The 24,024-nt window shown below is 69.2% G+C and carries 28 protein-coding genes and 2 tRNA genes; 15 read left to right on the top strand and 15 right to left on the bottom strand.

Features of this window, described 5'->3' with window-relative positions:
- The gene (gene miaA / locus ACW172_RS17420; protein WP_492032687.1) at positions 1-870 is read right to left on the bottom strand and encodes a tRNA (adenosine(37)-N6)-dimethylallyltransferase MiaA; all 870 of its coding nucleotides are present in this window, start codon (positions 868-870) and stop codon (positions 1-3) included.
- Positions 871-942: 72 nt separating this feature from the next.
- Here miaA and ACW172_RS17425 point away from each other — a divergent pair, with 72 nt between their 5' ends.
- The 7 genes from ACW172_RS17425 (at position 943) to ACW172_RS17455 (ending at position 7,418) form a co-directional block, all read left to right on the top strand.
- Positions 943-2,013, top strand: coding sequence for an Mrp/NBP35 family ATP-binding protein (locus ACW172_RS17425; protein ID WP_492032688.1), 1,071 nt, complete (start codon positions 943-945; stop codon positions 2,011-2,013).
- A gap of 104 nt (positions 2,014-2,117) precedes the next feature.
- Entirely contained in the window at positions 2,118-3,320 is a 1,203-nt protein-coding gene (locus ACW172_RS17430) for a hypothetical protein (RefSeq protein ID WP_492032689.1), read from the top strand.
- Positions 3,317-3,478, top strand: a complete 162-nt coding sequence (locus tag ACW172_RS17435; protein ID WP_492032690.1) for a hypothetical protein — start codon at positions 3,317-3,319, stop codon at positions 3,476-3,478. Before ACW172_RS17430 ends, ACW172_RS17435 begins: the two co-directional genes overlap by 4 nt.
- 47 nt (positions 3,479-3,525) lie before the next feature.
- On the top strand, positions 3,526-4,716 hold the full coding sequence (locus tag ACW172_RS17440; protein WP_492032691.1) for a cytochrome P450: 1,191 nt from the start codon (positions 3,526-3,528) through the stop codon (positions 4,714-4,716).
- Positions 4,713-5,342: a hypothetical protein gene (locus ACW172_RS17445; RefSeq protein ID WP_492032692.1), complete on the top strand. Its 630-nt coding sequence runs from the start codon at positions 4,713-4,715 to the stop codon at positions 5,340-5,342. Before ACW172_RS17440 ends, ACW172_RS17445 begins: the two co-directional genes overlap by 4 nt.
- Positions 5,343-5,429: 87 nt before the next feature.
- On the top strand, positions 5,430-6,527 hold the full coding sequence (locus ACW172_RS17450; protein ID WP_492032693.1) for an NADH:flavin oxidoreductase: 1,098 nt from the start codon (positions 5,430-5,432) through the stop codon (positions 6,525-6,527).
- Positions 6,528-6,680: 153 nt separating this feature from the next.
- Positions 6,681-7,418 (top strand): sterol desaturase family protein, encoded by a 738-nt coding sequence (locus tag ACW172_RS17455; protein WP_492032694.1) that lies wholly within the window; start codon positions 6,681-6,683, stop codon positions 7,416-7,418.
- A gap of 22 nt (positions 7,419-7,440) precedes the next feature.
- On the opposite strand, the gene ACW172_RS17460 is transcribed toward ACW172_RS17455, so the two are convergent.
- From ACW172_RS17460 to ACW172_RS17485, 6 genes are all read right to left on the bottom strand, one after another.
- Positions 7,441-7,761, bottom strand: a complete 321-nt coding sequence (locus ACW172_RS17460; protein ID WP_492032695.1) for a YbjQ family protein — start codon at positions 7,759-7,761, stop codon at positions 7,441-7,443.
- A 14-nt stretch (positions 7,762-7,775) separates the two neighbouring features.
- Positions 7,776-8,303 carry a dihydrofolate reductase gene (locus ACW172_RS17465; RefSeq protein ID WP_492032696.1) on the bottom strand — a complete coding sequence of 176 codons (528 nt, stop codon included), beginning with the start codon at positions 8,301-8,303 and terminating at the stop codon, positions 7,776-7,778.
- A 53-nt stretch (positions 8,304-8,356) separates the two neighbouring features.
- Positions 8,357-9,025: an aquaporin gene (locus ACW172_RS17470; RefSeq protein WP_492032697.1), complete on the bottom strand. Its 669-nt coding sequence runs from the start codon at positions 9,023-9,025 to the stop codon at positions 8,357-8,359.
- Between the two features lie 108 nt (positions 9,026-9,133).
- Positions 9,134-9,445, bottom strand: a complete 312-nt coding sequence (locus tag ACW172_RS17475; RefSeq protein WP_492032698.1) for a phosphoribosyl-ATP pyrophosphohydrolase — start codon at positions 9,443-9,445, stop codon at positions 9,134-9,136.
- Complete coding sequence (locus ACW172_RS17480) at positions 9,445-10,302, bottom strand: alpha/beta hydrolase family protein (RefSeq protein WP_492032699.1); 858 nt, start codon at positions 10,300-10,302, stop codon at positions 9,445-9,447. The genes ACW172_RS17475 and ACW172_RS17480 overlap by 1 nt, the downstream gene beginning before the upstream one ends.
- 31 nt (positions 10,303-10,333) lie before the next feature.
- Positions 10,334-11,185, bottom strand: coding sequence for a thymidylate synthase (locus tag ACW172_RS17485; protein WP_492032700.1), 852 nt, complete (start codon positions 11,183-11,185; stop codon positions 10,334-10,336).
- Positions 11,186-11,200: 15 nt separating this feature from the next.
- Here ACW172_RS17485 and ACW172_RS17490 point away from each other — a divergent pair, with 15 nt between their 5' ends.
- Entirely contained in the window at positions 11,201-12,058 is an 858-nt protein-coding gene (locus ACW172_RS17490) for a hypothetical protein (protein ID WP_492032701.1), read from the top strand.
- 30 nt (positions 12,059-12,088) lie between these two features.
- Here ACW172_RS17490 and ACW172_RS17495 read toward each other — a convergent pair whose 3' ends face one another.
- On the bottom strand, positions 12,089-12,646 hold the full coding sequence (locus tag ACW172_RS17495; protein WP_492032702.1) for a DUF924 family protein: 558 nt from the start codon (positions 12,644-12,646) through the stop codon (positions 12,089-12,091).
- Here ACW172_RS17495 and ilvC point away from each other — a divergent pair.
- Entirely contained in the window at positions 12,645-13,661 is a 1,017-nt protein-coding gene (ilvC, locus tag ACW172_RS17500) for a ketol-acid reductoisomerase (protein WP_492032703.1), read from the top strand. The genes ACW172_RS17495 and ilvC overlap by 2 nt on opposite strands.
- Positions 13,662-13,730: 69 nt before the next feature.
- Here the strand turns inward: ilvC and ACW172_RS17505 are convergent.
- Positions 13,731-13,807: transfer RNA gene (locus tag ACW172_RS17505), tRNA-Pro, on the bottom strand.
- 258 nt (positions 13,808-14,065) lie between these two features.
- On the opposite strand from ACW172_RS17505, the gene ACW172_RS17510 reads away from it, so the two are divergent.
- A tRNA-Gln gene (locus tag ACW172_RS17510) sits at positions 14,066-14,139 on the top strand.
- A 174-nt stretch (positions 14,140-14,313) separates the two neighbouring features.
- Here ACW172_RS17510 and ACW172_RS17515 read toward each other — a convergent pair.
- Both ACW172_RS17515 and ACW172_RS17520 read right to left on the bottom strand, forming a co-directional pair.
- The gene (locus ACW172_RS17515; protein WP_492032704.1) at positions 14,314-14,565 is read right to left on the bottom strand and encodes a hypothetical protein; all 252 of its coding nucleotides are present in this window, start codon (positions 14,563-14,565) and stop codon (positions 14,314-14,316) included.
- Positions 14,566-14,816: 251 nt separating this feature from the next.
- Positions 14,817-15,419, bottom strand: a complete 603-nt coding sequence (locus ACW172_RS17520) for a sensor histidine kinase (protein ID WP_492032705.1) — start codon at positions 15,417-15,419, stop codon at positions 14,817-14,819.
- Between the two features lie 164 nt (positions 15,420-15,583).
- Between ACW172_RS17520 and ACW172_RS17525 the strand changes: the two genes are divergently transcribed.
- Positions 15,584-16,012, top strand: coding sequence for a response regulator (locus ACW172_RS17525; protein ID WP_492032706.1), 429 nt, complete (start codon positions 15,584-15,586; stop codon positions 16,010-16,012).
- Between the two features lie 3 nt (positions 16,013-16,015).
- Here the strand turns inward: ACW172_RS17525 and ACW172_RS17530 are convergent, their stop codons facing one another.
- Entirely contained in the window at positions 16,016-16,570 is a 555-nt protein-coding gene (locus ACW172_RS17530) for a GNAT family N-acetyltransferase (protein ID WP_492032707.1), read from the bottom strand.
- Positions 16,567-18,786: a S9 family peptidase gene (locus ACW172_RS17535; protein ID WP_492032708.1), complete on the bottom strand. Its 2,220-nt coding sequence runs from the start codon at positions 18,784-18,786 to the stop codon at positions 16,567-16,569. Before ACW172_RS17535 ends, ACW172_RS17530 begins: the two co-directional genes overlap by 4 nt.
- Positions 18,787-18,860: 74 nt before the next feature.
- Here ACW172_RS17535 and ACW172_RS17540 point away from each other — a divergent pair, with 74 nt between their 5' ends.
- A complete protein-coding gene (locus tag ACW172_RS17540; protein ID WP_492032709.1) occupies positions 18,861-19,667 on the top strand; it encodes a trypsin-like serine peptidase in 807 nt (268 codons plus the stop codon).
- A gap of 34 nt (positions 19,668-19,701) precedes the next feature.
- Here the strand turns inward: ACW172_RS17540 and ACW172_RS17545 are convergent, their stop codons facing one another.
- On the bottom strand, positions 19,702-21,486 hold the full coding sequence (locus ACW172_RS17545; protein WP_492032710.1) for an acyl-CoA dehydrogenase: 1,785 nt from the start codon (positions 21,484-21,486) through the stop codon (positions 19,702-19,704).
- 141 nt (positions 21,487-21,627) lie between these two features.
- Here ACW172_RS17545 and ACW172_RS17550 point away from each other — a divergent pair, with 141 nt between their 5' ends.
- The 3 genes from ACW172_RS17550 (at position 21,628) to ACW172_RS17560 (ending at position 23,762) form a co-directional block, all read left to right on the top strand.
- Positions 21,628-22,224, top strand: coding sequence for a YceI family protein (locus ACW172_RS17550; protein WP_492032711.1), 597 nt, complete (start codon positions 21,628-21,630; stop codon positions 22,222-22,224).
- An 11-nt stretch (positions 22,225-22,235) separates the two neighbouring features.
- Positions 22,236-23,153, top strand: a complete 918-nt coding sequence (locus tag ACW172_RS17555) for an L-threonylcarbamoyladenylate synthase (RefSeq protein ID WP_492032712.1) — start codon at positions 22,236-22,238, stop codon at positions 23,151-23,153.
- A 348-nt stretch (positions 23,154-23,501) separates the two neighbouring features.
- Complete coding sequence (locus tag ACW172_RS17560; protein WP_492032713.1) at positions 23,502-23,762, top strand: hypothetical protein; 261 nt, start codon at positions 23,502-23,504, stop codon at positions 23,760-23,762.
- A gap of 3 nt (positions 23,763-23,765) precedes the next feature.
- On the opposite strand, the gene ACW172_RS17565 is transcribed toward ACW172_RS17560, so the two are convergent.
- The gene (locus ACW172_RS17565) at positions 23,766-24,002 is read right to left on the bottom strand and encodes a hypothetical protein (RefSeq protein WP_492032714.1); all 237 of its coding nucleotides are present in this window, start codon (positions 24,000-24,002) and stop codon (positions 23,766-23,768) included.
- Positions 24,003-24,024: the final 22 nt, after the last annotated feature.

Below are 24,024 nucleotides of genomic sequence, written 5' to 3' on the forward strand. Positions count from 1 at the left end.
TCAGGCGCGCGGCCAGTCCGGGGTCTGGTTCCGGAACCAGGTCAGCTGGCGCTTGGCGTAGTTGCGCGTCGCCTGCCGCACCTGATCGATGGCCGTGTCCAGCGATACCTCTCCGGCCAGATGGCTGGCGAACTCCCTGACCCCCACCGCCTTCATCGCCGGCAGGACCGGATCGAGGCCGCGCGCCGACAGGGCCTTCACCTCGTCCAGCGCTCCCTGTTCGACCATGACCGCCACCCGGGCGTCGCAGTTGGCGTACAGCGCCGCCCGCTCCGGCTCGACCACGATCCGCTCATAGGTGCGGGGCTCCAGCAGCGGCTTCGTCGAGGCCTGCCAGTCCGACAGCGAGCGATCCGTCGCCCGCGCCACCGCCCAGGCCCGCGTCAGCCTCTGCCGGTCTCCCGGCGCGATGGCCGCCGCGGCGGGCGGATCGAAGGCCGTCAGCCTCAGCCTGAAAGCGTCCTCGCCCTCGGTGTCATAAAGCGCCCCGGCCTCCTCGCGCGCCGCAAGCGGGATCTCAGGAATATCGGCCAACCCCTTGGTCAGGGACGTGAAATACAGGCCCGTGCCGCCGACGATCAGGGCAGGACGCCCCTCGGCCCGCAGCTCGGCCAGCAGCGGCAGGATGGCCCGGGTCCAGCGCCCCACCGACCAGGCGTCGGCGGCGTCCGCGACGCCGTACAGCCGATGCTCGGCCTGCGCCTCCTCCTCGACCGAGGGCCGGGCGCTCAGCACGCGCAGATCGGCATAGAGCTGCTGGCTGTCGGCGTTCAGGATCATGGCCCCGCTCTCGGCCGCCAGCCTGAGCGCCAGCTTCGACTTGCCCGAGGCGGTCGGTCCGGCGATCAGGGTTATCAGGGGTCGGGACAAAGGAAGGCTCGCAGCGGGGGCCTTCCGGCGATAGAAGCAGCCGTCTTCGCCTGCAAGCTTGAGAACAAGCCTTTGATCGATCGTGCTTCCGTAATCGCCGTCCTCGACGCCATCCCCGACCCGAAGTCGGGGCAGGGGCTGGTCGCCTCGGGCCTGGCCAAGGGGCTGACCGTCGCCGACGACCGCGCCGGTTTCGCCATGGAGGTCGCCGTCGCCGACGCCGCCCTCTACGCCCCCGTGCGCGACGCGGCCGAGGCGGCGCTCCGGGCCATGCCGGGCATGACCCGCGTCTCCGTCATCCTGACCGCCGAGGCCGCCCCGGCGCAGGAGCCCCGCCGCACCGCCGGCCTGTCCTCGGCCGCCATCGACCAGACCCGGGCCAAGGCCCCGGTCCCGACCGATCGCCCCGCCCACGTCCGCCGCGTCCTGGCCGTGGCCAGCGGCAAGGGCGGGGTCGGCAAGTCGACCGTCGCGGTCAACCTCGCCGCCGCCCTGTCCGCGCGCGGTTTGTCGGTGGGCGTCCTCGACGCCGACGTCTACGGTCCCTCCCTGCCGACCATGCTCGGCCTGTCGGGCAAGCCCGGCTATGAGGACGGCGCCATCGTTCCGCACGAAGCCCACGGCCTGAAGGCCATGTCGGTCGGCCTGCTGACCGGCGCCGCCGACGCCATGGTGTGGCGCGGCCCCATGGCCTCCCAGGCCCTGACCCAGATGCTGACCCAGACCCGTTGGGGAACCGAGGACAAACCGCTCGACGTCCTCGTCGTCGATCTTCCGCCCGGCACCGGCGACGTCCAGCTGACCCTGATCCAGAAGACCCCGCTCGACGGCGCCGTCATCGTCTCCACCCCGCAGGAGGTGGCCCTCGCCGACGCCCGCCGCGCCCACGCCCTGTTCCGGAAGGTCAATGTCCCGACCCTGGGCCTGATCGAGAACATGACCGGCGACATCTTCGGCAAGGGCGGCGCCGAGGCCGAGGCCGCGCGTCTCGAGGTCCCGTATCTGGGCGACCTTCCCCTGACCGCCGCCGTCCGTCAGGGCGGGGACGCCGGAACCCCCGTGGTGGTAGCCGAGCCGCAAGGCGACATCGCCACCCGCTTCGCCGCCTTCGCCGCCGCCGTCAGCGCCGCCCTTGGTCTCTGACGCGCCCTGACGGCGGCCGGCGTCGCTGTTGCACATCGTTCACGGAACGCTAGTCTCGCCCCTGCGGTGAGCGACAGACCTCCCGCGCCCGGGGGGGCTCGTTCATGGAGGCGGCGTCGATCGACGACGGAATGGCGCGTGGCGAAGGCCCGTCGCGCAACCGCGTCTCGCGTCGCCTGATCCTCTATGTCCACGGCTTCGATCCGCGCGGCCCGGGCATCGTCCATGCTCTCCAGCGCGAGGACGCCGTCCGCGAAAGCGCTCGCCCCGACCGCACCCTGACCGTCGGTCCGCGCCGGCGCCAGTCCAACGCCAGCGCCTGGTCCGTCGAGGCCGTCTGGCCCGAGGGGCAGGTCGCCAACACCTTCGTCGCCCTGCGCTGGGACGATCTGGTCCGCTCGCGCTGGGACCGGACCCTGACCGGGCAGGCGAGGGGCCTCATGCGCTGGGTCTCCGCCTATCTCCGCACCGGTGCGATGGAGGCGCTGGTCGGCGCCTCGCGCACCATGGCCATCGGCGCCCTCGCCCTGCCGGTCGTGGTCGCAGCCTTCCTGCTGGCCGGGCTGATCGTCATCGTCGCCGTCGGCTTCGGTCTGGCAGCCGTCGCCGCCGCCTTCGGCCTGCCGCCCTGGCTCGGTCTGGCGGCTCCGGGCCTCGTCCTCCTCCTGCCGGACCTCTGGCGGCGGCTGGATGCGAAGGTGAACCTCTGCTGGCTCGGCCGCGGTCATCTGCACATGGTGGAGCTGTCGCAAGGCGCGATCCCCAGCCTCGACGCCCGTATCGACGCCTTCGCCGATCGCCTGCTTCATGAAGCGAAATCAGGCGATTGGGACGAAATCCTGATAATCGGTCACAGCTCAGGCTCCATCCACGCCGCCGACTTGACCGGCCGCGCCTTGCAACGCGATCCCACGCTCGGCCGGGTCGGTCCGGGTGTCGCACTGATCACCCTGGGCCACTGCATGCCCGGCTATTCCATGGTCGGCCCGACCCCCGTCTACGCCGCCGCGCTCGCCGCCCTGGCCGAGGCTCGCCAGATCCGCTGGCTCGACATCACCGCCGCCGCCGATCCCGGAGCGGGCGGCGCCTGGTCGCCGCTCAGGCATTCGCCGTACGACGAGGCCCGGGTCGAACGCCGCTCGCCCCGTTTCCACAAGGCCCTGTCGCCCGAGGCCTTCCGCGCCCTCAAGGCCGACCCCATGGCCTACCATTTCCAGTATATGCGGGCCTGCGACGACCCCGCCGTCTATGACTGGACCCGGCTGGCCTTCGGTCCCGACGCTTTCTCCAGAGCGGGCGCCCGGTGAGCCATTTCATCCCGCCCAAGCCCGCCGCCCTGTCCGAGAAGCCCGGCCTGATCGCCCGTATCCGCGCCAGCGTTCGCTCCAGCCTCGCCCTGTTCCAGGCCGCAGCTACGACGGCCTCGCCGTCAGCCGCTTCTCCATCCCGACCTTCCCAAGCCTGAAACGCCGCTGGCTCTACACCGTCCGCGATCCGGCCCAGGTGCGCGAGATGCTGGTCGCCCGCCCCAACGACTTCCCCAAGAGCGTCATGATGGGCCGGATGCTGCGCAGCCTGACCGGCGACAGCATCTTCACCACCAACGGCGCGGTCTGGCGCCGCCAGCGCGACCTGATCGACCCGGCCCTGGAGCAGGCGCGCATCAAGGAAAGCTTCGAGCGCATGCGTCAGGCGGCCGACGCCGCCCTGATCGACCTCGAGGCCCGCCGGGCCCGCGACCCGGTCGTGCCCGTCTGTGACGCCATGACCCATTTCGCGGCCGATGTGATCTTCCGCACCATCTTCTCCGAGCCGATCGAGCCCCGGTCAGGCCGCCGCGCCTTCGCCGCCTTCAAGACCTTCCAGACCCTGGCCTACGCCCACGGCATGGTCCGGCTCAGCGGCCTGCCGACCCTGGTCTTCCCGGGCACGCTTCCCGCCATGTTCGCCGCCTGGCGCATCCGCCGGGTCATGGAGGCGCCGCTGAAGCGCCGTCTCGTCGCCCACTGCGCCGGCGCCCCCGCCCAGAACGACATCCTCGGGACCCTGTTGGCCAGCGGGGCCGGGCAGGCGGGCGGCTGCTTCTGCCCGCGCGAGCTGCTGGACCAGATCTGCATGATCTTCCTGGCGGGCCACGAGACCTCGGCCGCCGCCATGGCCTGGGCCCTCTATCTGCTGGCCAACAGCCCCGAGGATCAGGAGCGGGTCCGGCGCGAGGTGCTGGACGCCGCCGGCGATGGCCCGCTGGAGTTCGCCCATCTGCGCCGCCTCGACTTCACCCGCGACGTCTTCCGCGAGGCCATGCGGCTCTATCCGCCCGTGGCCTTCGTCGCCCGCGACACCACCCGCCCCGAATGCCTCGGCAAGCGCGAGGTCCAGCCCGACAGCGTGGTTTTCATCGCCCCCTGGCTGCTCCACCGCAACGCCGCCCTGTGGACGGCGCCCGACGAGTTCCGCCCCTGCCGCTTCGCCACCGAGGAAGGCCGCGCCTCCGCCAAATCCGCCTTCCTGCCCTTCAGCATGGGCGCCCGCGTCTGCCCCGGCGCCGCCTTCGCCCTCCAGGAAGGCGTGCTGATGCTGGCCATGGCCGTGCGGCGCTTCGCGCTTGAACCCGTTCCGGATCGCACGCCGGTTCCCTATGCGAAGATGACGCTGGGCTCGGCGAACGGTATCCATGTGCGGATGAAAGCACGCCTCCCATGATCGTCCTGGCCGTCACCGCCCTGCTGTTCCAGCAGGCCGCCCCTCCCATGCAGGACGTCATCGTCAAGGGCGGCGGCGAGCGGTACGCCAAGGAGATACGCGCCGATCTGCGCCATTGCCACGTCGCGCCCCAGCCCTTCACCCTCGCCGACGACTTCATCCTCGACGAGGTGGTGATCCCTCTTCAGGAGGCCGATCTCAGCGACGAACAGGTCGGGTGTCTGGCCAATCGCCGGGGCCTCGATGGCGTCTCGATGGTCTTCGCCAATCCGGAAGACGAGGCCCTGTATCGCCAGCGGTTCGCTCAACGGCCCGACCTCGTCGCGGCGCGGGCCACGATGATCGAGCAACAACGGCAGTGGCTCGGCGATCAGGGCCTTCTGGCCGACCTGCCGCGCTACGATCGCACCCGGCCCCTGTCCGTCTATACCACGGCGGTCGAGCGTCATTGCCGCGCCGAGCCGGGCTCTATCCTGAAGCCCGATGACGAGACCCGCGCCATCTCGTCGCCCGCGACCGGCGTCACCTATAACGACGCGACCCAATGCGTCTTCAACATCTTGATGCTCGCCCTTGCGGAGGGAAACGGCCCTGATCTCATCCTCGGCGAAGATCACGTTCCCTGAAGGCTTTCGCGAGATTTTTCCTCCAGACGGGTTTTCAAACGCAACCCTAATCGCCACCATGCCGGTTCCACACTCCAAGGAGCCTCCATGAGCGTCGACGCCCTGTTCCGGCCTTTCCAGGTCAAGTCCCTGAAACTGCCGAACCGCATCGTCATGGCGCCCATGACCCGGTCGTTCTCGCCGAACGGCATCCCGACCTCTGACGTCGCCGCCTACTACCGTCGTCGCGCCGAGGGCGGCGTCGGCCTGATCGTCACCGAGGGCACGGTCGTCGAACGTCCCGCCGCCCGCAACGACGCCCGCGTCCCCGTCTTCCACGGCGAGGCCCTGCCGGAATGGAAGAAGGTCGTCGATGACGTCCACGCCGCCGGCGGCCTGATCGCGCCCCAGATCTGGCATGTCGGCTCGGCCCGCGGCCAGGGCGCCGAGTGGGAGCCGCTGGGCAAGGTCGACAGCCCCTCGGGCCTCGTCGCCCCCGGCAAGCAGAAGTACGAGCCGATGACCGACGAGGACGTCGCCGATGTCATCGCCGCCTTCGGCGCCTCGGCCCGCGCGGCGAAGGAGATCGGCTTCGACGCCGTCGAGATCCACGGCGCCCACGGCTATCTGATCGACCAGTTCTTCTGGGGCGGTCTGAACGGCCGCGAGGACCGCTGGGGTGGCTCCACCATCGCCGACCGCGCCCGCTTCGGCGCCGAGGTGGTCAAGGCCGTGCGCGAGGGCATCGGCGAGGACATGGCCCTGATCCTGCGCCTGTCGCAGTGGAAGCAGCAGGACTACACCGCCCGCATCGCCGAGACGCCCGAGGGCCTGACCGAGTGGCTGACGCCCCTGTCGGACGCCGGCGTCGACGTCTTCCACTGCTCGCAGCGTCGCTTCTGGGAGCCCGAGTTCGAGGGTTCGGACCTCAACTTCGCCGGCTGGACGAAGAAGCTGATGGGCAAGCCCACCATCACCGTCGGCTCCGTCGGCCTGGACGGCGAGTTCATCGCGGCCTTCGGCGGCGAGGGCTCCAGGCCCGCCTCGCTGGATGGCCTGATCGAACGGCTGGAACGCGACGAGTTCGACCTCGTCGCCGTCGGCCGCGCCCTCCTGGCCGACCCCCACTGGGTCGACAAGATCCGCGACGGCCGCACCGACGAACTCCAGAACTTCGAACGCCAGGCGCTAGGGGTTCTGTACTGATCCTCCCCCAACGGGGGAGGGGGACCGCCCGCCGCTTGGCGGGTGGTGGAGGGGGCTGACCCGGACGCTCCGTTTGCATTGAGCCCCCTCCGTCTCCTCGCAAGGGCTCAGAGCCACCTCCCCCGATGGGGGAGGATCGCGTAGGCTGACGCCATGCTCCTCGCCGTTCTGATCACCACAGCCTGGCTCAGCCTGATCATCGGGCTGCGCTATCTGCTGATCGCCGGCGGCGTCTGGTTCGCGCTGTGGGGCAGGGGCGCGGGCCCCGGAACCGCCCTCAACCGCGCCGCACCCTCCCGTGCCCTGATCGCGCACGAGATCCGCTTCTCCCTCATTTCCACCCCCATCTACGCCCTCCCGGCCGCGATCGCGCTGGAGGCCTGGAAGGCGGGTGGGACGAAGCTCTACCTCGATCCGGGCTCCTGGCCGCTCTGGTGGCTGCCGGTCAGCTTCGTCCTGCTGCTGGTCGTGCAGGATGCGCACTACTACTGGACCCACCGACTGTTGCACCGGCGCGAGGTCTTCCGCTGGGCCCACGCCGCCCATCACCGCTCGCGTGAGCCTAGCCCCTTCGCCAGCTTCGCCTTCGATCCGGTCGAGGCCGCCCTGACCGCCTGGCTCCTGCCGGCCCTGACCTTCCTGATCCCGCTGAACGTCTGGATGCTGGCGCTGCTGCTCACGGTCATGACCGCCGCCGCCGTGATGAACCACGCCGGTCGTGAGCTCTGGCCCGACCGATGGGTCCGCTCAGGACCCGGCGCCCAGCTCATCACCGCCACCCACCACAGTCGCCACCACACCCATATGAAGACCAACTACGGCCTGTATTTCCGCTTCTGGGACCGGCTGTGCGGAACAGACGGGATGCCGGACAAACCCGGCCTCAAGTAGCGCGAACGCGCGGTAGGCCCACTTAAACGGGCTCCACCACCACCGCCGTGCCGTAAGCCAGAACCTCGGTGATCCCGTCCATGATCTCATTGGCGTCGTAGCGCATGGCGATGATGGCGTTGGCGCCCTGCTGCCGGGCGTGCTCGACCAGCTCGTCATAGGCCTCCTGCCGCGCCATCTCGGCCAGCTTCACATAGACCCCGACCTTGCCGCCGAAGATCGACTGCATGCCGCCGACCCAGTCGCTGATGGCGTTCCTCGACCGCACGGTGATGCCGCGCGTCATGCCGATGTGGCGCACGATGCGGTAGCCCGGCAGGTCGTTGGTGGTGGTGACCAGCATGATCTCTTTCTCCCTCAGAGCCGTTCCAGCACGCGGAAGGCGAAGGCGTGATCGTCCTTCTCTCCCGCCTCATGCCGTTCATTGGAAATCTCGCGCCAGCCGCTCTCGTCGAAGGCGGGGAAATGGGCGTCCCCCTCCGGCTCGGCCTCGACCTCGGTGATGTAGAGCCGCTTCGCCTTGGGCAGGGTGGCCTCGAAGATGGCCGTGCCGCCGATGACGCAGACCTCCGCCACGCCGTCGTCGACCGCCGTCTCGCGCGCGATGTCGATGGCCTCGTCCAGGCTGGCGCAGACCACGGCGCCGCGGGCCTTGCCCATCTCCTCGTAGGAGAGGTCGCGGGTCAGCACCAGGTTCAGCCGGCCGGGCAGGGGCTTCAGCGGCAGGCTCTCCCAGGTCGTGCGCCCCATGATGCAGGGCTTGCCCATGGTGATCGCCTTGAACGACTGCAGGTCCGAGCGCAGCTTCCACGGCAGGTCGCCGTCGCGGCCGATGACGCCGTTGCGCCCCCGCGCGACGACGAGGGCGATGTCGGGGATCAGCATGGGCGCCTCCGGTCTGCGGGCGCGCCGTCCGGCGCACCCTTCAAGACCTTTGCTTAGGCGTCCGGGTCCAGCACCCGCAAGCGAAACAGCAGTCCCGCGATCGCGGCGCCGACCAGCGGCGCGACGATGAACAGCCACAGCTGGCTGAGCGCCTGCCCCCCGACCAGCACCGCCGGCCCGAAGCTGCGCGCCGGATTGACCGAGACCCCCGTCACCTGAATGCCCACGATATGGATCACCGCCAGGGTGATGCCGATGGCGATCCCGGCGAACGGCGCCTCGCCCTTCGGTCCGGTGACGCCCAGGATGACCACCACGAAGATGGCCGTCGCCACGATCTCGAAGATCAGCGCGGCCTGTAGCGGATAGCCGCCCTGAACGCCCACGCCCCAGCCGTTCTGACCCAGGCTGGCGGTCCCCGTCTTGGCGATCAGCGACAGCAGGAAGGCCCCCAGCAGGGCGCCGAAGAACTGGGCGATCCAGTAGACCAGCATCTCCTTGCCGGTCATCCGCCCGGCGATGAACACGCCCAGCGACACCGCCGGATTGACGTGGCAGCCCGAGATCGGCCCGATGCCATAGGCCATGGCCACGATGGCGAAGCCGAACGCCAGGGCCACCGCCAGCTGGTCGAAGGGCGCCGGGCCCAGCACGGCCGCGCCACAGCCGAACAGCACCAGCACCATCGTGCCGAACAGCTCGGCCGAGAATTGCTTCACCATGGCGCCCTTCCAGAGGTACCGCCCGCCTGACACGAGCGACCCCAGAATGCGCTGTTCTCACGGTGGAGCTATCGGGTGTTCCCCGAGGCGGACCTCAGGGTTTCTGGCTCAGGCTTTCGGCTCCAGCCAGCGCAGCCATTTGCGCCGCATCGCCGCCTCCAGATCGATCCCGACCCGGTCGCAATAGATCAGCAGCATGCCCAGGACGTCCGCCGCCTCGTCGTGCAGGGCCTGCGTATCCGCCTCGCCGCGCGCCCGACCGCTCATCCGCAGATGCTCGGCCGTCAGCTCGCCCAGCTCCTCCTGCAGCTTGAGCAGGGCCCAGTCGCCCGACGCCGCCTTGTCGCGATCGATATCGTGCTCGCGCGCATAGATGTCCGAGATGCGGACGACGTCGTCGGACAGGCCCTTGAGATCCATCAGCGCCGCTCGATGGTCACGCCATCCGGTGCGGGCAGGGCGTTGAGCCGCGCCTTCGCCGCCGCATCGTCCAGCGCATAGGCGTCGAGGAAGTCCTCCGTCGCCTCGACCAACAGGGCCAGATCGGCCTCGTCGATGGTGCGGATCATGGCGTGGTCGGCGCCCGCGAAGGTGATCAGGGTCTTGTCCCCCGCCGGGCTGCGCTCGAACGGATGGCGATGATCGGTCGGGTCCGCGACGAAGTCCGGGACCACATCCTTGTCGCCGGTGACGACCATCAGCGGCTTGCTCAGGGCGTCATAGGTGTTCGGCTGGACCAGACCCGGGGTGTCGCCGGGCGTCGAGAAGGCGATAACCCCCTTCACATGCGGATCACCGATCGGCGGCATGACCGTCACGGCGCCGCCCTCCATCATCGCGATCAGGGAGCCGAAGGAATAGCCCGCCGCGATCAGCGGTTTGCCGTCATGATCCTTCCCAGCCACGCCGCGCGCCACCGCCACGTCCATGACCCGCGTCATGAAGGCCATCCGGCTGTCGTCGGTGTGCTGGGGATGCTGCTGCGAATCCAGATGCAGGGGCGCGATCACCGTGAAGCCGTGGTCGGCCCAGGCCGAGAAGACGCGTCCATAGCTGGCCGGCGCCCCGCCCCAGCCGTGGCTGAACACCACCACGCCCCGCTCCTGCGGCGCCGTCCAGACGCTCATGTCGATGGTCCGGCCGTCCGGAGAGGGAACCATCAGATGCGTCGCGGCGATCGCTGCCGGCGCGGCCGCTACGGGCGCCGTCTGGGCCATGGCCGCCGTCATCGGTGCGACGGACAGGAGCAGGCCGGCGGCCAGGACGCGGATCAGCATGGGTTGTTTCCGAGGCGAGGAGAAAGGCGGTTCAGACCGCGACGGCCGCCTTGATATGCGGCCAGGGCGCGTAGTCGGTCAGGGCGAAGTCGGCCAGCTCATAGGCGAACAGGTCGCGCTTCGGCGTGATCGTCATCGTCGGCAGGGGCAGGGGCTCGCGCGTCAGCTGCAGCTTCGCCTGTTCGACGTGGTTCAGGTACAGATGGGCGTCGCCGAACGTATGCACGAACTCGCCGGGCTCCAGCCCGACCACATTCGCCATCATCATGGTCAGCAGGGCGTACGACGCGATGTTGAACGGCACGCCCAAAAAGACGTCGGCCGAGCGCTGGTACAGCTGGCAGCTCAGCTTGCCGTCAGCGACGAAGAACTGGAACAGGCAGTGACAGGGCGGCAGGGCCATGTCCTCGATGTCGGCGGGGTTCCAGGCCGAGACGATGTGGCGGCGCCCGTTCGGATTGGTCTTCAGCCCCTCGATCAGGCGCTGGATCTGGTCGATGCTCTCGCCATTCGGCGCCGCCCACGACCGCCATTGCTTGCCGTACACCGGCCCCAGCTCGCCCTCGGCGTCGGCCCATTCGTTCCAGATCGAACAGCCGTTCTCCTGCAGCCAGCGCACATTGGTCTCGCCGCGCAGGAACCACAGCAGCTCGACGATGATCGACTTCAGATGCAGCTTCTTGGTTGTCAGCAGGGGGAAGCCCCTGGACAGATCAAAGCGGATCTGCCGCCCGAACACGCCCAGGGTTCCGGTCCCCGTCCGATCCCCGCGCTCGACCCCGTTCTCCAGGATGTCGCGCAGCAGGTTCAGATACTGACGCTCGGGATGGTCCGGAGCGGCGGCTTCGATCTGCAGATCGGCATGGGCGAGGGCGACGGTCATGGGGGGAGGATGCCGTTGATTCGCCTCGTCCGCACCCCGCCGATTCGTTTGCCCACAACAACGATACCCACGTCCGCTTCTGACGAACCGGCGTTCTATGATCTGCGAATGGAACACTGGCGCTACAACCCCGAAACCGACGCGGCTGATCAGGGAAATGTCTGGGACCTGGCCCGGCGCGAATATCTGTCCGGCATGCGGGCCATCGACATCTGCCGACGCTACGGCATGTCGTTGCGCTCCTTCCGCCTCAGGGCGCGGGTGGAGAAGTGGCGGCGCATCGACCGGCTGGATTGCGACGTCGAGCCCGAGGACGGCGAGTATCATCCCGACGACGACGTCGGCTTCGCCGACCTGGCCGATCAGGTCTTCCTCAACATCCGTCGCGCCATCGGCTCGCGCCGCGCCGCCGAGGCGGCGTCCTGGATGCGGCTGTTCGACAAACTGGCCCTGCGCGCCCAGGGCGAGGTCATGTCGGAGCTCCCCGACTTCCCGCCGCCGCCCGAGCCAGAACCCGAGCCGGAGCGCGAACCCCTACGCCTGACCCGTGTCGATATGCCGGAAAGCCTGAACGATTCCCGTTCAGTGGAGTCGGAACCTCAGGACGCCTGTGAGGCCTTGCACCTTTTGCACCCTGTTTTTTCCGAGTGCAAAACCGATCCCGATCCTGCCACCACGCCCGAGCGCGCGACACCGCCGGAGCCAGCGCCCGGCGCCGATCCGGCGGCCCCCACATCGGCCATACTCACCTCAGAAGCGCTCAAAGATATCCACCGCAAGGCCTTGCTTTTGCTTCGGTCCCGTCGCCTCGAACACGGCATCGGCGTCGCGGATATCGATGAGCAGCTGGCCGAGCTTGGCCCGGGGCCGTGAGCCTTGTCATCCCGGCGAAGGCCGGGACGGCTACCCCGCGAACCCGCCCCTATCCAGGAACGCCTGCTCCTCCGCCGTCGTCTCCCGGCCGAGCGCCCTGTTCCGGTGCGGAAACCGCCCGAACCTCACGATGATGTCGCGATGGATGACGGCGAACCAGTCCACGTCCGGGATTTCCGCGCCCAATCCCTTGTCGAGCAAAACCCGCAGCTCATCATGATCGGCCAGCCGCTCGGAATGCTCATAGGGCGTCAGGAAGAACTGCCGCATCTGCGGATCGACCGCGTCCAGATAGCCGCGCGCCACCGCCGCCCTGGCGAACATCAGCGCCAGCCCGTCGGTCGCGAAGGCGTGCCCGGTCTCGCGGAAGCTGTTCCGGGGATACTGGTCCAGCAGGATCATCAGCCCCAGCGCCCCCTCGGCCGTCTCCATCCAGCCGTCCAGCGCCCGCCGCGCCGCTGCCCAATGACCGTCGGCCAATGTCGTCCGGCACTGGTGGTCGAAGGCGTCATCCTTGGCGTACCAGAGCTTGGGTCCCGCCTCTTTCCAGAAGGCGATCACGTCGGAAGGCGATAGAAGACCGGTCATGACCCAATCTCTACCCGCTCCGCTCCCCGTCTTCCACGACCGCGACTGCGACCTGTCCATCATCCGCGGCAAGCGCGTCGCCGTCATCGGTTATGGCAGCCAGGGGCGGACCCATGCCCTGAATCTGCGCGACTCGGGCGTCGCCGACATCGTCATCGGCCTGAAGACCGGTTCGGCGACGCGGGCCAGGGCCCTCGCCGACGGCTTCAGGGTCGCCACGGCGGGAGAGGCCGCCTCGGGCGCCGAGGTCGTCGCCGTCATGGTCTCGGACGAGGCGCACCGCGATCTCTACCGCGACGAGCTGGAGCCGAACCTCAAGCCCGGCGCCGCCCTGATCTTCGCCCATGGCCTGTCGGTGCGTTTCGGCCTGGTCACGCCGCGCCCCGACCTCGACGTCATCCTCGATTCGCCCAAGGGCATCGGCCCGCGCATCCGCGATCTGTACGAAGCCGGGGAGGGCGTCTTCTGCCTGTTCGGCGTGCATCAGGACGCGACCGGCGGCGCCCATGCCCTGGGTCTCTCCTACGCGGCGGCCCTGGGCTGCGGCCGCAAGGGCATTCTGGAGACCACCTTCGCCGCCGAATGCGAATCGGACCTGTTCGGCGAACAGGTCGTCCTGTGCGGCGGGGTGGCCGAGCTGGTCGACGGCGCCTTCATGAAGCTGGTCAACGCCGGCTATCCGCCCGAGGTCGCCTGGTTCGAATGCTTCTATGAGCTCAAGCTGGTCACCGACCTGATGTATGAGCGCGGCATCGCCGGGGCCTTCGCCAAGATCTCCAATACGGCCGAGTACGGCGCCTATCTGACCGGCCCCCGCGTCATCGGCGAGGCCTCGCTCAAGGCCATGGACGGCGTCCTGTCCGATGTGCGCGACGGCTCCTTCGTGAAGCGCCTCATGGCCGACTACGACGCCGGCTCGCCCGAGCTTCTCGCCAACCGCAAGGCGCTGGGCCAACGCACCATCGAGGCCGTCGGCGCCCACCTGACGGAGGTCGCGTCCAAAGCCGGTAGCTGAAACGAAAAGAGCGCCCCTTGCGGGGCGCTCTTTCGATCGTATCCGGGGCTCGGGACCCCTGAAATCAAATGGTCGGAGTGAGAGGATTCGAACCTCCGACCCCTGCCTCCCGAAGGCAGTGCTCTACCAGACTGAGCCACACTCCGACTTTGAAGCGCGGCTTATAACGACGGGGTTTCGCCGCCGCAAGCAGCCAAATCGCAGAAGCGAAAATTGTCTGTTCTCTCGCGTGGAAGGCGCGGTGGACACTGGAGATTCGCTCCGTGGACAGCGTCCCGGGTCGCGTCAGAGGCCCGCCAATGCTGGAGTTTGAAGCAAGTTCAAAACCCCTGTTGCATCCCGGAACGGCTTGGCGTATCTGACCGCCTCCCGAGGGGGCAGCCCCTCAGGAACGCCGGACCTGCTGGGGAATGGTGTAATGGTAACACTCCGGTTTTTGGTACCGTCATTCTAGGTTCGAGTCCTAGTTCCCCAGCCATCCGCCCCTCCGGCGCCGTTTCCCCAAATCGTTGCGACCCGTTCTGACGGAGCCGTCTGTTAGACAGGCTTTCCGGGCGGCGCCTTGCACGCGCAGACGTTTTTTCCGGCGGCGGAATCGGCGGGCAGAAGCTCGCGTTCGAAGTCCGATGTTCTTCGTAACGCGCTGATTCGCTTATTTTCTGGGTCGGACACCGCGCGGACGCCAGTCCTTGGCCCGGGCCATCCACTGCTCGCCGCGCAGGCGCAGCCGCTCGCGCTCCTCGGGGCTGTCGGCGGCCACGGCCTGGGCGAAGCAGACCCGGGCCTGCTCGCGACAGGCCTCAGCGTCCAGACCCTGGCTTCCCGGGACCGTGGCGTCACGCGCCTCGCCGCCGCGGCGGTCGGGGCCTTCATAGCGGACCCTGGGTCCTGTCATCACCAGCACGCGGTTGCTCCGGTAGGCCAGCCCGACCCCCGGGATATCAATGACATAAGGCAGGACCGTCGGCTGTAGCACCTTGGTTAGGTCCGCGCCGTCCCGGCGGCCTCTATAACCAAAGACACGATGCGGCCGGGGCGGGGAGGCGGTATCCCTGATGCGCCGTCGGGGGACGGCGGGCGAGCCTGCGCCGCCGCGTCGCTAGTCTGGCGGCCGGCTCGCCCATTAGGCCCCTTTGAGGGCCCTTCCTTACAGTCTCAGTGGACGGCCTCGCCGGTCAGCGGCAGGCGGACGCGCACCCCGACCCCGGCGCCCGGCGCCGTCTCGATGGCCATGACCCCGCCCAGGTGCTCGACCAGCCCCTCGACCAGGGCCAGGCCGTCGCCGACCGTCAGGCTCGCGGCCCCCACGCCCGAATCACGCACCACCAGACTGACCCCGCCCGAGGCCTGGGAGCAGGCGATGGCGATCGAGCCCCGCGCGCCGTCGGGGAAGGCGTGCCGGGCCGCGTTGGAGACCAGCTCGTGGACGATGATGGCGAGCGGCAGGGCCTGGGTCTCGGACACGGCCGCATCGGCCGCCCGGACGTCTATCCGTACGCCGCGGTCCTCCAGCGAGCGCCGCCAGAAGCCCGCCGCGTCGTCCAGATAGGCCGCGAAGTCGACCGGCCCCGCGTCCCCGATTCGGCGGTTCATCAGGGTCATGGCGGCCGTCACGTCGCTGAGCCAGGTCAGGTGCCGCCGGCTCTCCGGGTCAGTCACCCGCCTGAGTCGTATGCCCACCAGGGCCTGCAGCAGCTGGTAGCCGCCCGCCAGGCGGCGGCGCAGCTCGGCGATCTGGACGTCCGCGTTCGCGGTCATTCGCCCCCCGGGCGTTGAAAACTCGACATTTTCAATAGCCCAGCTTGAACCCTTTCGCCATGTCCGCGTTCCAACTGTTCGGTAACCGACAGAGTAGTGTTAACGGGTCTGTCGCGTGCGTGCGTACTGGGGCTGAAGTGGCAGACACACCCGACCTCCGGGTCATGATCGTAGAAGACCAGGCCATCCTCGCGATGGAGCTGGAGCTGGTGCTTGCGGACGCCGGCTGCGACGTCGTGGGCTGCGCCATGGACCGCGCCGGAGCCTTCGCCATCGGCGACCGCGAGCGGCCCGACCTGGCCCTGGTCGACGTCAACCTGCTGGACGGGATGACGGGCCCCCAGATCGCCCATCGGCTGGTCGAGGAGTACGGCACCGCCGTGGTCTTCCTGACCGCCAACCCCGAGCAGATCCCGGAAGGCTTCGCCGGGGCCTTGGGCGCGGTGTCCAAGCCCTTCGACGAGACCACCATCCGCGCCGTCGTGGCCTTCGCCCGGCAGTTCATCTTCTTCAAGACCGTGGGACAGGCCCCGCGCCGGTTCCGGCTGGCGCCCTGGCTCAAGACTCCGCCCGCCGACATCGCCCCCCACTAGAGGTCAGTCGAGCGGCATCCCCGGGGCGTCCGGCGCCGTGGCCTCGCCGCCGTTCAGTCGGCGCTGCATGAAGACCACGTCCAGCCAGTCGTCGAACTTCCAGCCTACCCCCTCGACCGCCCCCATGGGCGCGAAGCCGCAGGCGGCGTGGAGCCGGATCGAGCCCGCATTGGCGCTGTCGCCGATGACGCCCAGCATCTGGCGCAGGCCCAGGGCTTCGCAGCGGGCGATGAGCTCCAGCAGCAGGGCCTTGCCGACCCCGCGTCCGTGGGCCGAGGCCAGGACATAGATCGAGTCCTCGACGGTGTAGCGATAGGCCGCGCGCGTCCGGAACGGCCCGGCGTAGGCGTATCCGACCACGACGCCGTCCAGCTCCGCCACCAGCCAAGGCAGACCCAGCCTCAGGATCGTGGCCCGCCGCCCGGCCATCTCCGCCGCCTCCGGCGCGGTCAGTTCGAAGGTTCCGGTCCCGGTCAGGACCCCTTCGGCATAGATGGCCGTGATGGCCCCGAGGTCCGCGTCGACCGCGTCGCGGACCCGTACGCCGGCCTCGCTCACGCCTGTTCCCAGCCCTTGTTCACAGCCCAGACGGCGAAGGCGTAGTCGTGGGTGATCTCCTTGAGGTAGTCGAACCGGCCCGAGGAGCTGAAGTGGCCCGCGGTCATGTTGATCTTGAGCAGGATGGGCTTGCCCGAGATCGTGGCGGGCCGCAGCTTGGCCACCCACTTCTCGGGCTCCCAGTAGGTCACGCGCGGGTCCGACAAGCCGCCCGTCGCCAGCACCGCCGGATAGGCCATGGGCCCCACGTTGTCGTAGGGGCTGTAGCTCATCATATAGTCGTAATCCTCGGCGCTCTCGATCGGGTTGCCCCACTCGGGCCACTCGGGCGGGGTCAGGGGCAGGGAGGTGTCCGACATGGTGTTGATCACGTCGACGAAGGGCACCCCGCCGATCACCCCGGCCCAGAGGTCGGGCCGCATGTTGGTGACCGCCCCCATCAGCATCCCGCCCGCCGACCGGCCCTCGGCGACGATGTTCCCGGCGGTCGTGTAGCGCTCGGCGATCAGATGCTCGGCGCAGGCGATGAAGTCGGTGAAGGTGTTCTTCTTGGTGTGGCGGCGGGCCGTCAGGAACCAGTTCCAGCCCTTGTCCGAGCCGCCCCGGATGTGGGCGATGGCGTAGATGAAGCCCCGGTCCACCAGGCTCAGCCGGTTGGTCGAGAAGCTGGCCGGGATCGGGTTGCCGTAGGAGCCGTAGCCGTACAGCAGCAGGGGCGCCGAGCCGTCGACGGGCGTGGTCTTCTTTCTCAGCACCGTGATCGGCACCATCTGGCCGTCGGGAGCCGGGGCGTTCAACCGCTCGACCACATAGTCAGCCGGGTCGTGGCCCGAGGGGACTTCCTGGGTCTTGCGCAGGGTCCTGGTCCGCGTCGCCATGTCGTAGTCGAAGGTCTGGTTCGGCGTGGACGGCGAGTTGTAGGCATAGCGCATCGTGGTCGTGTCGAACTCGGCCGAGCCGCCCAGCGAAAGGGCGTAGGCGGGCTCGTCGACGGCGATCTCGTGCTCGTCGCCGGCGCGGTCGCGGACGATGACGCGGCTGTTGGCCTCGGCCCGTTCCTGACGCACCAGATAGCCCTTGAACAGGCCGAAGCCCTCGATGAAGCGACCGGGCGCATAGGCCACGATGTCGGTCCAGTGGGCGAGGCCCGGCGTCGCGGTCGGGGCCTCGACGATGCGGAAGTCGACGGCGTCCTCATTGGTGCGGATCGCCCAGCGGTCGCCCCAGTGGTCGGCGTCATAGAGGCGGCCGGTGTGGCGCGGCTCGAGCACGACAGGCGTCGCGGTCGGGTCCGAGGCCGGGATGTAGCGGTACTCCGAGGTCTCCTGATTGGCGATGGAGACGCCGATGAATGCCTCGTCCGAGGTCACACCGACGCTGATGAACATGCCGTCGTCGGCCTCTTCATAGACGAGGGTCGTCTCGCCGCCTCGGGCCGGGCGGCGGAAGATCTTGTCCGGGCGGCCGTTGTCGTCGCGGTTGGTCCAGAAGATCCACTGGCTGTCGGGCGAGAAGGTGAAGTTCTCGGTCGCGCTCTCGATCACCGCCGGCAGGACCTCGCCGGTGGCCAGGTCCTTGACGTAGATGCGGAACACCTCGGAGCCCTGGGCGTCCTCGGCATAGGCAAACAGGCTGTGGTCGGGGCTGTTGGAGGTGGCGCTGACCTCGGAATAGGCCTTGCCCTCGGCCAGGACGTTGGCGTCGAGGAGGAGCTCGATCCTGCGATGGGACTCCTCGCTGGTGACGGTCACCTCGCCCACGGTGTAGGGCAGGGTGCGGGGCTTGCGCATGTAGCGAGGGTGCTGCTCTCCCGTGCGGTACTCGACGTAGTACTCCCACGCCCCGTCGCCCATCGGGACGCTGCTGTCGTCCTCCTTGATGCGGCCCTTCATCTCCTCGAACATCGCCTCTTGCATGGGCAGGGTCGGGGCCATCATGGCCTCGCGATAGGCGTTCTCCTCGGTCAGGTGTTCCTTGACGTCGGCCTTGATGATCGAGGGGTCGCGCAGGACCTGCTGCCAGGCGTCGTCCTTCATCCACTGATAGTCGTCCGTGCGGACCCGGCCGAGCTGTTCGATCCGCACGGGGACCTTCTTGGCGACGGGCGGAACAGGGCGGTCAGTCATGCGGGCAGGGCTTTCAGCAGAGGCGAGATCGGGCAGGGCGGCGGTCATTCCAACGGCCGCGCCGGAGGTGATCAATTGGCGACGGTTCATGATATGGGGTCCCCACAGAGTCGGCGCGACCTTGTGCGACAGCCGACCCCGCCGTCAAACCGGAAACGTCCTGAATGCTCGCCTTACAGACCCCGCCGGCGATCGAAGCGCCGGCTCCCGCACAGGCAAGGCACTGGGACCTGACCGTCGGCCTGATCAACGCCACCGTTCAACTGGACCAGCCCACGGGCGCCGAGACCCGCACGGTCGGCACCGGCTTCCTGATCGACGCCCCCCGGCCTGACGGCACGCCGCGCGTCGTCATGGTCACCGCCGGCCACGTGCTGGAGAAGATGCCCGATCCCGACATGCGGGTCGGCTGGCGCATCGCCATGCCCGACGGCAGCTGGAAGTTCGATCCTCAGCCGCTCGAGATCCGCAACGAGGCCGGGACACCGCTGTGGACCACGCTGGAGGGCCGCGACGTCGCCGTCATGGAGGTCGAGGCGCCCGAGGCCTTCGCCAAGGCCGCCATTCCCCTGGCCTGGCTGGCCGACGCTGATGCCTTCGAGACCCTGGACGTCGGACCCGGCGACGAGCTGCTGGCCCTGGGCTTCCCGCGCGGCCTGTCGTCGAACCGGGCCGGCTTCCCGATCCTGCGCGTCGGGCGCGTCGCCTCCTACCCGCTGGCGCCGGTCTCGGCCTTCCCGACCTTCCTGATGGACTTCACCGTCTTCCCGGGCAACTCGGGCGGGCCGATCTTCTGGACGCCCACGGCGCGCCGCCGCCCGGGCACGACCGAGCCGGACCATCCCTTCATCGCCGGGATGCTGAGCCAGGAGGTCATCGTCGGGACCGAACGGCTGGAGCTGGGCGTGGTGGTCCAGGCCCAGTACATCCGCGACGCGATCGCCCTGCTGGACAAGCCGAAGGCTCCGTGAGGCTGGACCCTCTCCTGCCGGGAGAGGCAAGGCCTCAAGCCCCGAGGGCTTCCCGCGACATGCGCTTGAGCAGGTCGCCGCCCTGACCCACCGCCGCGAGGCGGCTAGAGACATGGCCGAGGACGTTGGCGGCATAGACCTCGTAGAGGCCGAGCTTGCCTTCCAGCCAGGCCGGGTCGCCTTCGTTCGCATCCAGCTTCGCCTTCGCGGCCAGCGCGCCCCTGGCCAGCATCCAGCCGCCGACCACGTCGCCCAGCAGCTTCAGATAGGCGTCGGCGGCGGCCAGAACGTCGGCGGCGCGATTGGCGTCGGCCTTGGCGTCCAGCAGCCACAGGGTGGCGTCCTCGACGGCCTCGATGGCGGTCCTGAAGCGTTCGACCGGCTTGCCGGAGTAGAGCTTGCCCAGAGCGGACAGGGTGGTCTTCATCTCGGCGATGACCGCCCTGGCCGCCTCGCCGCCGTCCATCGACAGCTTGCGGCCGACGAGGTCCATGGCCTGGATGCCGTTGGTGCCTTCGTAGATCGGGGTGATGCGGGCGTCGCGATAGTACTGGGCCGCGCCTGTCTCCTCGATGAAGCCCATGCCGCCGTGGATCTGCACGCCCATGGAGGCGACGTCGCAGCCGACGTCGGTCGACCAGGCCTTGGCGATGGGGGTGAACAGGTCCTCGCGGCCCTTCCACGCCTTGCGGGCGTCTTCCGAGGCGGCGTGCTTCGCCATGTCAGCGGCGACGCCGGTCGAGAAGCAGATGGCGCGGGCGGCCTCGATTTTCGCCTTCATCACCGACAGCATGCGGCGCACGTCCGGGTGGTCGAAGATCGGGGCGTTGGCCTCTCCGGTCCAGATCGAGCGGCCCTGACGGCGCTCCAGCGCATAGGCGAGGGCGTGCTGATAGGCCATTTCGGCGATGCCGACGCCCTCGACGCCGACGGCGAGGCGGGCGGCGTTCATCATGACGAACATGTGCGACAGGCCCTGATTGGGCTGCCCCACCAGAGTGGCGCGCGCGCCCTCATAGGACATGACGCAGGTGGGCGAGGCGTGGATGCCCAGCTTGTGCTCGACCCCGACCGGGCGGAAGTCGTTGCGGGCGCCCAGCGAGCCGTCGTCCTTGACCTCGAACTTGGACGCCAGGAACAGGCTGATGCCCTTGGGCCCGGGAGGGGCGTCGGGCAGGCGGGCCAGCACCATATGGACGATGTTGGGCGTCGCGTCGTGGTCGCCCCAGGTGATGAAGATCTTCTGGCCGTTCAGGGCATAGGTCCCGTCGCCGTTCGGCGTGGCGGTCGCCGTCAGGGCGCCGAGGTCCGAACCCGCGCCCGGCTCGGTCAGGACCATGGCCCCGGTCCACTCGCCGCTGACGAGCCTGGGCAGGTAGACGGTCTTCTGCTCCTCGGTGCCGTGGGCCTCCAGCGCCTCGATGGCCGCCAGCGACAGCATGGGGCACAGGCCGAACGCCATGTTGGCCGAATGGACGGTCTCATAGGCGGCCAGCTCCAGCGCCTTGGGCAGGGCCTGACCGCCGGCCTCGACGGAGGCCGTCAGACCGGTCCAGCCGCCGGCCGCGAACTGCTGATAGGCGTCGGCGAAGCCCGGGGCGGCGGTAACGGCGCCGTTGGCGTATTTGGCGCCGTTCAGGTCGCCGGGCCGGTTCAGGGGCGCGAGGACCTCTTCGGAGAAGCTGCCGCCGGCCTCGAGCACGGCGTTCATCAGGTCCAGGTCGAAGTCGGGAAAGGCTCCGGTGGCCTCAAGCTGTTCGACGCCGGCGACGGCGGTCAGGCTGAAGGCGAGGTCGCGGACAGGGGCGCGATAGGGCATGGCGGGCTTCCGGTGATCACAGACTTTCAGGCCTTTTGCCGCCATGCCGTCACGGCACGCAAGACGTCGGCGCAAGAAGAGGCGTCTTGGCTCCGCCGACAGTCTGGGTCAGTGTGCGGCGTCTAACCGACGGGGTGCCCCATGGCCGAGCCCACTGCGCTGACGTCAGGTCTGAGGATGCGCCGACGGGCGGTTCTTCTGGCCCTGGCCTTCCTGCCGGTCGCCCATCCGGCCGCGGCCCAGGTTCGGCGCTGGACCGTCGATGCGTCGCGGTCGTCGATCACCCTGCGCATCCGCGCCGTGGGCCTGAACCAGACCGGCCGGTTCGAGGACTGGACCGGCGACATCCGCTTCGACCCCGCCGCGCTGGAAACGGCCCAGGCCACGATCGACGTCCGCGCCGCGTCCCTGAGGATGAAGGAGCCCGTCCTGACCTCCCGCGCGACCGGTCCCGACTTCCTCGATGCCGCCCGCTGGCCGACGATCCGTTTGCGCCTGAGCCGTCTGGAGCAGAGCGCGCGCGGCGGTTTCAAGGCCTGGGCCGACGTCACGGTCAAGGGCCGCACGCGCGAGGTCGTGTTCCCGGCGGACTTGCGCGTGACGGGCGACGCGGCGCAGATGAGCGGCGGCTTCGTCCTGGACAGGGCCGCCTTCGACATCGGGATGCAGGGACCGTGGAACGCTTTGATGGGCAGGCAGGTGAGGGTGGACGTGGCGCTGGCCGCCAGAGTCGCCTGAATGGCGGCCGTTTGAGCGACTCCATCGAGACCGCGGCGGCCGCGCTCAAGGCCGGCCGGCTGGTCCTGCTGCCGACCGAGACCGTCTATGGCCTGGCCGCCGACGCGTCCGACGCCACCGCCGTCGCCGCCATCTTCGAGGCCAAGGGCCGGCCGCGCTTCAACCCCCTGATCGCCCATGTGCCCGACGCCGTGGCGGCCGAGAGCGTCGCCGTGTTCGGCGAGGCCGCGCGCAAGCTGGCCGAGGCCTTCTGGCCGGGCCCGCTGACGATCGTGGCGCCGGTCAGGGATCGCGGTGCGGTCTGCGATCTGGCGCGGGCGGGGCTGGACAGCGTCGCGGTGCGGGCGCCCGGCCATGCCAGGGCGCGGGCCATCCTGTCGGCCTTCGGCGGAGCGGTCGTGGCGCCCTCGGCCAATCGCTCCGGGCGGCCCAGCCCGACGACCTTCTCAGACGCCGTGGAGGAGACCGGCGCCTTCGCCGCCGCCGCCGTCGACGGCGGGCCCTGCGCCGTGGGGGTGGAGAGCACGGTCGTCTCGGTACTGGACGGCAAGGTCGCCCTGCTGCGCCCGGGCGCCGTGACCCGCGAGGAGATCGAGGCCCTGGTCGGGCCGCTGTCCGACAGCGGGGAGGGGCATCGCTCCCCCGGCCGCCTGACCCTGCACTACGCCCCCGACGCCCCGGTGCGGATCGAGGCGGAGGCGGCGAAGGCCGGCGAGATCCTGCTGGGCTTCGGGCCGGGTGTGGGGGAAGCCCGCTGGAGCCTGAGCCCGACCGGCGACCTGCGCGAGGCCGCCGCCAATGTCTTCCGCCTGCTGCGCGAGGCCGACCGGGAACATCCGGCGGGCATCGCCATTGCCCCGATCCCCTTGACGGGGCTGGGCGAGGCCATCAACGACCGGCTGCGGAGAGCGGCGGGGTTCGTGGGGTAGGTCTCAGGACCAGAAGTAGCAGTAGAGGGAAGCACAGGCGCCCAGCATTGCCCCTATCCCTGATATAACAGGGAGGACTCGCTTCTTCCGACCAAACTCCTCGCGCATCCGACGCCTGTTCGCCGAGAGTGCTATCCAGAGACGTGGCCAGAGGGTCAGACACACTAGCGCCACGGCGCAGACACCGAAGAATATCGTGCCGACGAGATCGGGTTGGTGGGCCATGCGTGATCCTCGCATGCGAAGCGCCCTTGATCCATCCGAACCGCAGCCGGACATAGGGTAGGGCGCATCGTCGCATCCCGCGCGACGGCGAAGCCGCTAGTCTCCGGCGACCAAGGAGTCGCCATGAAGCCCGCCCTTCTGATCCTCGCCGCCTTCGCCCTGACTACGCTCGGCGCCTGCACCGACAGCAAACGGGCGCGCAACGCCGCGACCTTCGGCGACAAGCCGGCGGACATCACCTGCTGGACCTATGGGACCGAGACCTTCAGCGGCCGGTCGACCGGCAAGGTCGAGCGGGACGACGGCCGCATCGCCTTCGTCGACGCCGCCAACGGCCGCTACACCACTGTCGATGGCGAGTGCCGGGTCATCTATTCGAAGTGACGCCTACGGTCGCGTCTTGATCTCCCAGTCCAGGCTCCAGCGGCCGGGACCGAAGGGTTTGAGCTCCGTCACCGAGGCCGTGACCTGACGGTCGAAGCCGTCCAGCACGACGGTGCGGCCCGCCACCGAGGCGATGGTCGCATTGGTCTGCCAGAAGGCGCCGCCGTCGTGGCGCATCGACAGGCGGATGTGGACGGAGTCGTTGGCTTGCGGCGTCTTGGAAGTCGAGGGGGCGGGCATCGGCTATCCTTGGGGAGGCGGG

This window comes from Brevundimonas sp. ALps5, from assembly GCF_058681645.1.

Bases quoted from the DNA above. Each gene is read 5' to 3' on its own strand.
- ACW172_RS17540 (WP_492032709.1), top strand. From the start codon at position 18,861: ATGCTCGCCTTACAGACCCCGCCGGCGATCGAAGCGCCGGCTCCCGCA.
- ACW172_RS17545 (WP_492032710.1), bottom strand. From the start codon at position 21,486: ATGCCCTATCGCGCCCCTGTCCGCGACCTCGCCTTCAGCCTGACCGCC.
- ACW172_RS17550 (WP_492032711.1), top strand. From the start codon at position 21,628: ATGGCCGAGCCCACTGCGCTGACGTCAGGTCTGAGGATGCGCCGACGG.
- ACW172_RS17520 (WP_492032705.1), bottom strand. From the start codon at position 15,419: ATGACCGCGAACGCGGACGTCCAGATCGCCGAGCTGCGCCGCCGCCTG.
- ACW172_RS17475 (WP_492032698.1), bottom strand. From the start codon at position 9,445: ATGGATCTCAAGGGCCTGTCCGACGACGTCGTCCGCATCTCGGACATC.
- ACW172_RS17450 (WP_492032693.1), top strand. From the start codon at position 5,430: ATGAGCGTCGACGCCCTGTTCCGGCCTTTCCAGGTCAAGTCCCTGAAA.
- ACW172_RS17460 (WP_492032695.1), bottom strand. From the start codon at position 7,761: ATGCTGGTCACCACCACCAACGACCTGCCGGGCTACCGCATCGTGCGC.
- ACW172_RS17430 (WP_492032689.1), top strand. From the start codon at position 2,118: ATGGAGGCGGCGTCGATCGACGACGGAATGGCGCGTGGCGAAGGCCCG.
- ACW172_RS17440 (WP_492032691.1), top strand. From the start codon at position 3,526: ATGCTGGTCGCCCGCCCCAACGACTTCCCCAAGAGCGTCATGATGGGC.
- ACW172_RS17455 (WP_492032694.1), top strand. From the start codon at position 6,681: ATGCTCCTCGCCGTTCTGATCACCACAGCCTGGCTCAGCCTGATCATC.
- ACW172_RS17560 (WP_492032713.1), top strand. From the start codon at position 23,502: ATGAAGCCCGCCCTTCTGATCCTCGCCGCCTTCGCCCTGACTACGCTC.
- ilvC (WP_492032703.1), top strand. From the start codon at position 12,645: ATGACCCAATCTCTACCCGCTCCGCTCCCCGTCTTCCACGACCGCGAC.
- ACW172_RS17465 (WP_492032696.1), bottom strand. From the start codon at position 8,303: ATGCTGATCCCCGACATCGCCCTCGTCGTCGCGCGGGGGCGCAACGGC.
- ACW172_RS17480 (WP_492032699.1), bottom strand. From the start codon at position 10,302: ATGCTGATCCGCGTCCTGGCCGCCGGCCTGCTCCTGTCCGTCGCACCG.
- ACW172_RS17485 (WP_492032700.1), bottom strand. From the start codon at position 11,185: ATGACCGTCGCCCTCGCCCATGCCGATCTGCAGATCGAAGCCGCCGCT.
- ACW172_RS17535 (WP_492032708.1), bottom strand. From the start codon at position 18,786: ATGAACCGTCGCCAATTGATCACCTCCGGCGCGGCCGTTGGAATGACC.
- ACW172_RS17565 (WP_492032714.1), bottom strand. From the start codon at position 24,002: ATGCCCGCCCCCTCGACTTCCAAGACGCCGCAAGCCAACGACTCCGTC.
- ACW172_RS17495 (WP_492032702.1), bottom strand. From the start codon at position 12,646: ATGACCGGTCTTCTATCGCCTTCCGACGTGATCGCCTTCTGGAAAGAG.
- ACW172_RS17525 (WP_492032706.1), top strand. From the start codon at position 15,584: ATGATCGTAGAAGACCAGGCCATCCTCGCGATGGAGCTGGAGCTGGTG.
- ACW172_RS17470 (WP_492032697.1), bottom strand. From the start codon at position 9,025: ATGGTGAAGCAATTCTCGGCCGAGCTGTTCGGCACGATGGTGCTGGTG.
- ACW172_RS17445 (WP_492032692.1), top strand. From the start codon at position 4,713: ATGATCGTCCTGGCCGTCACCGCCCTGCTGTTCCAGCAGGCCGCCCCT.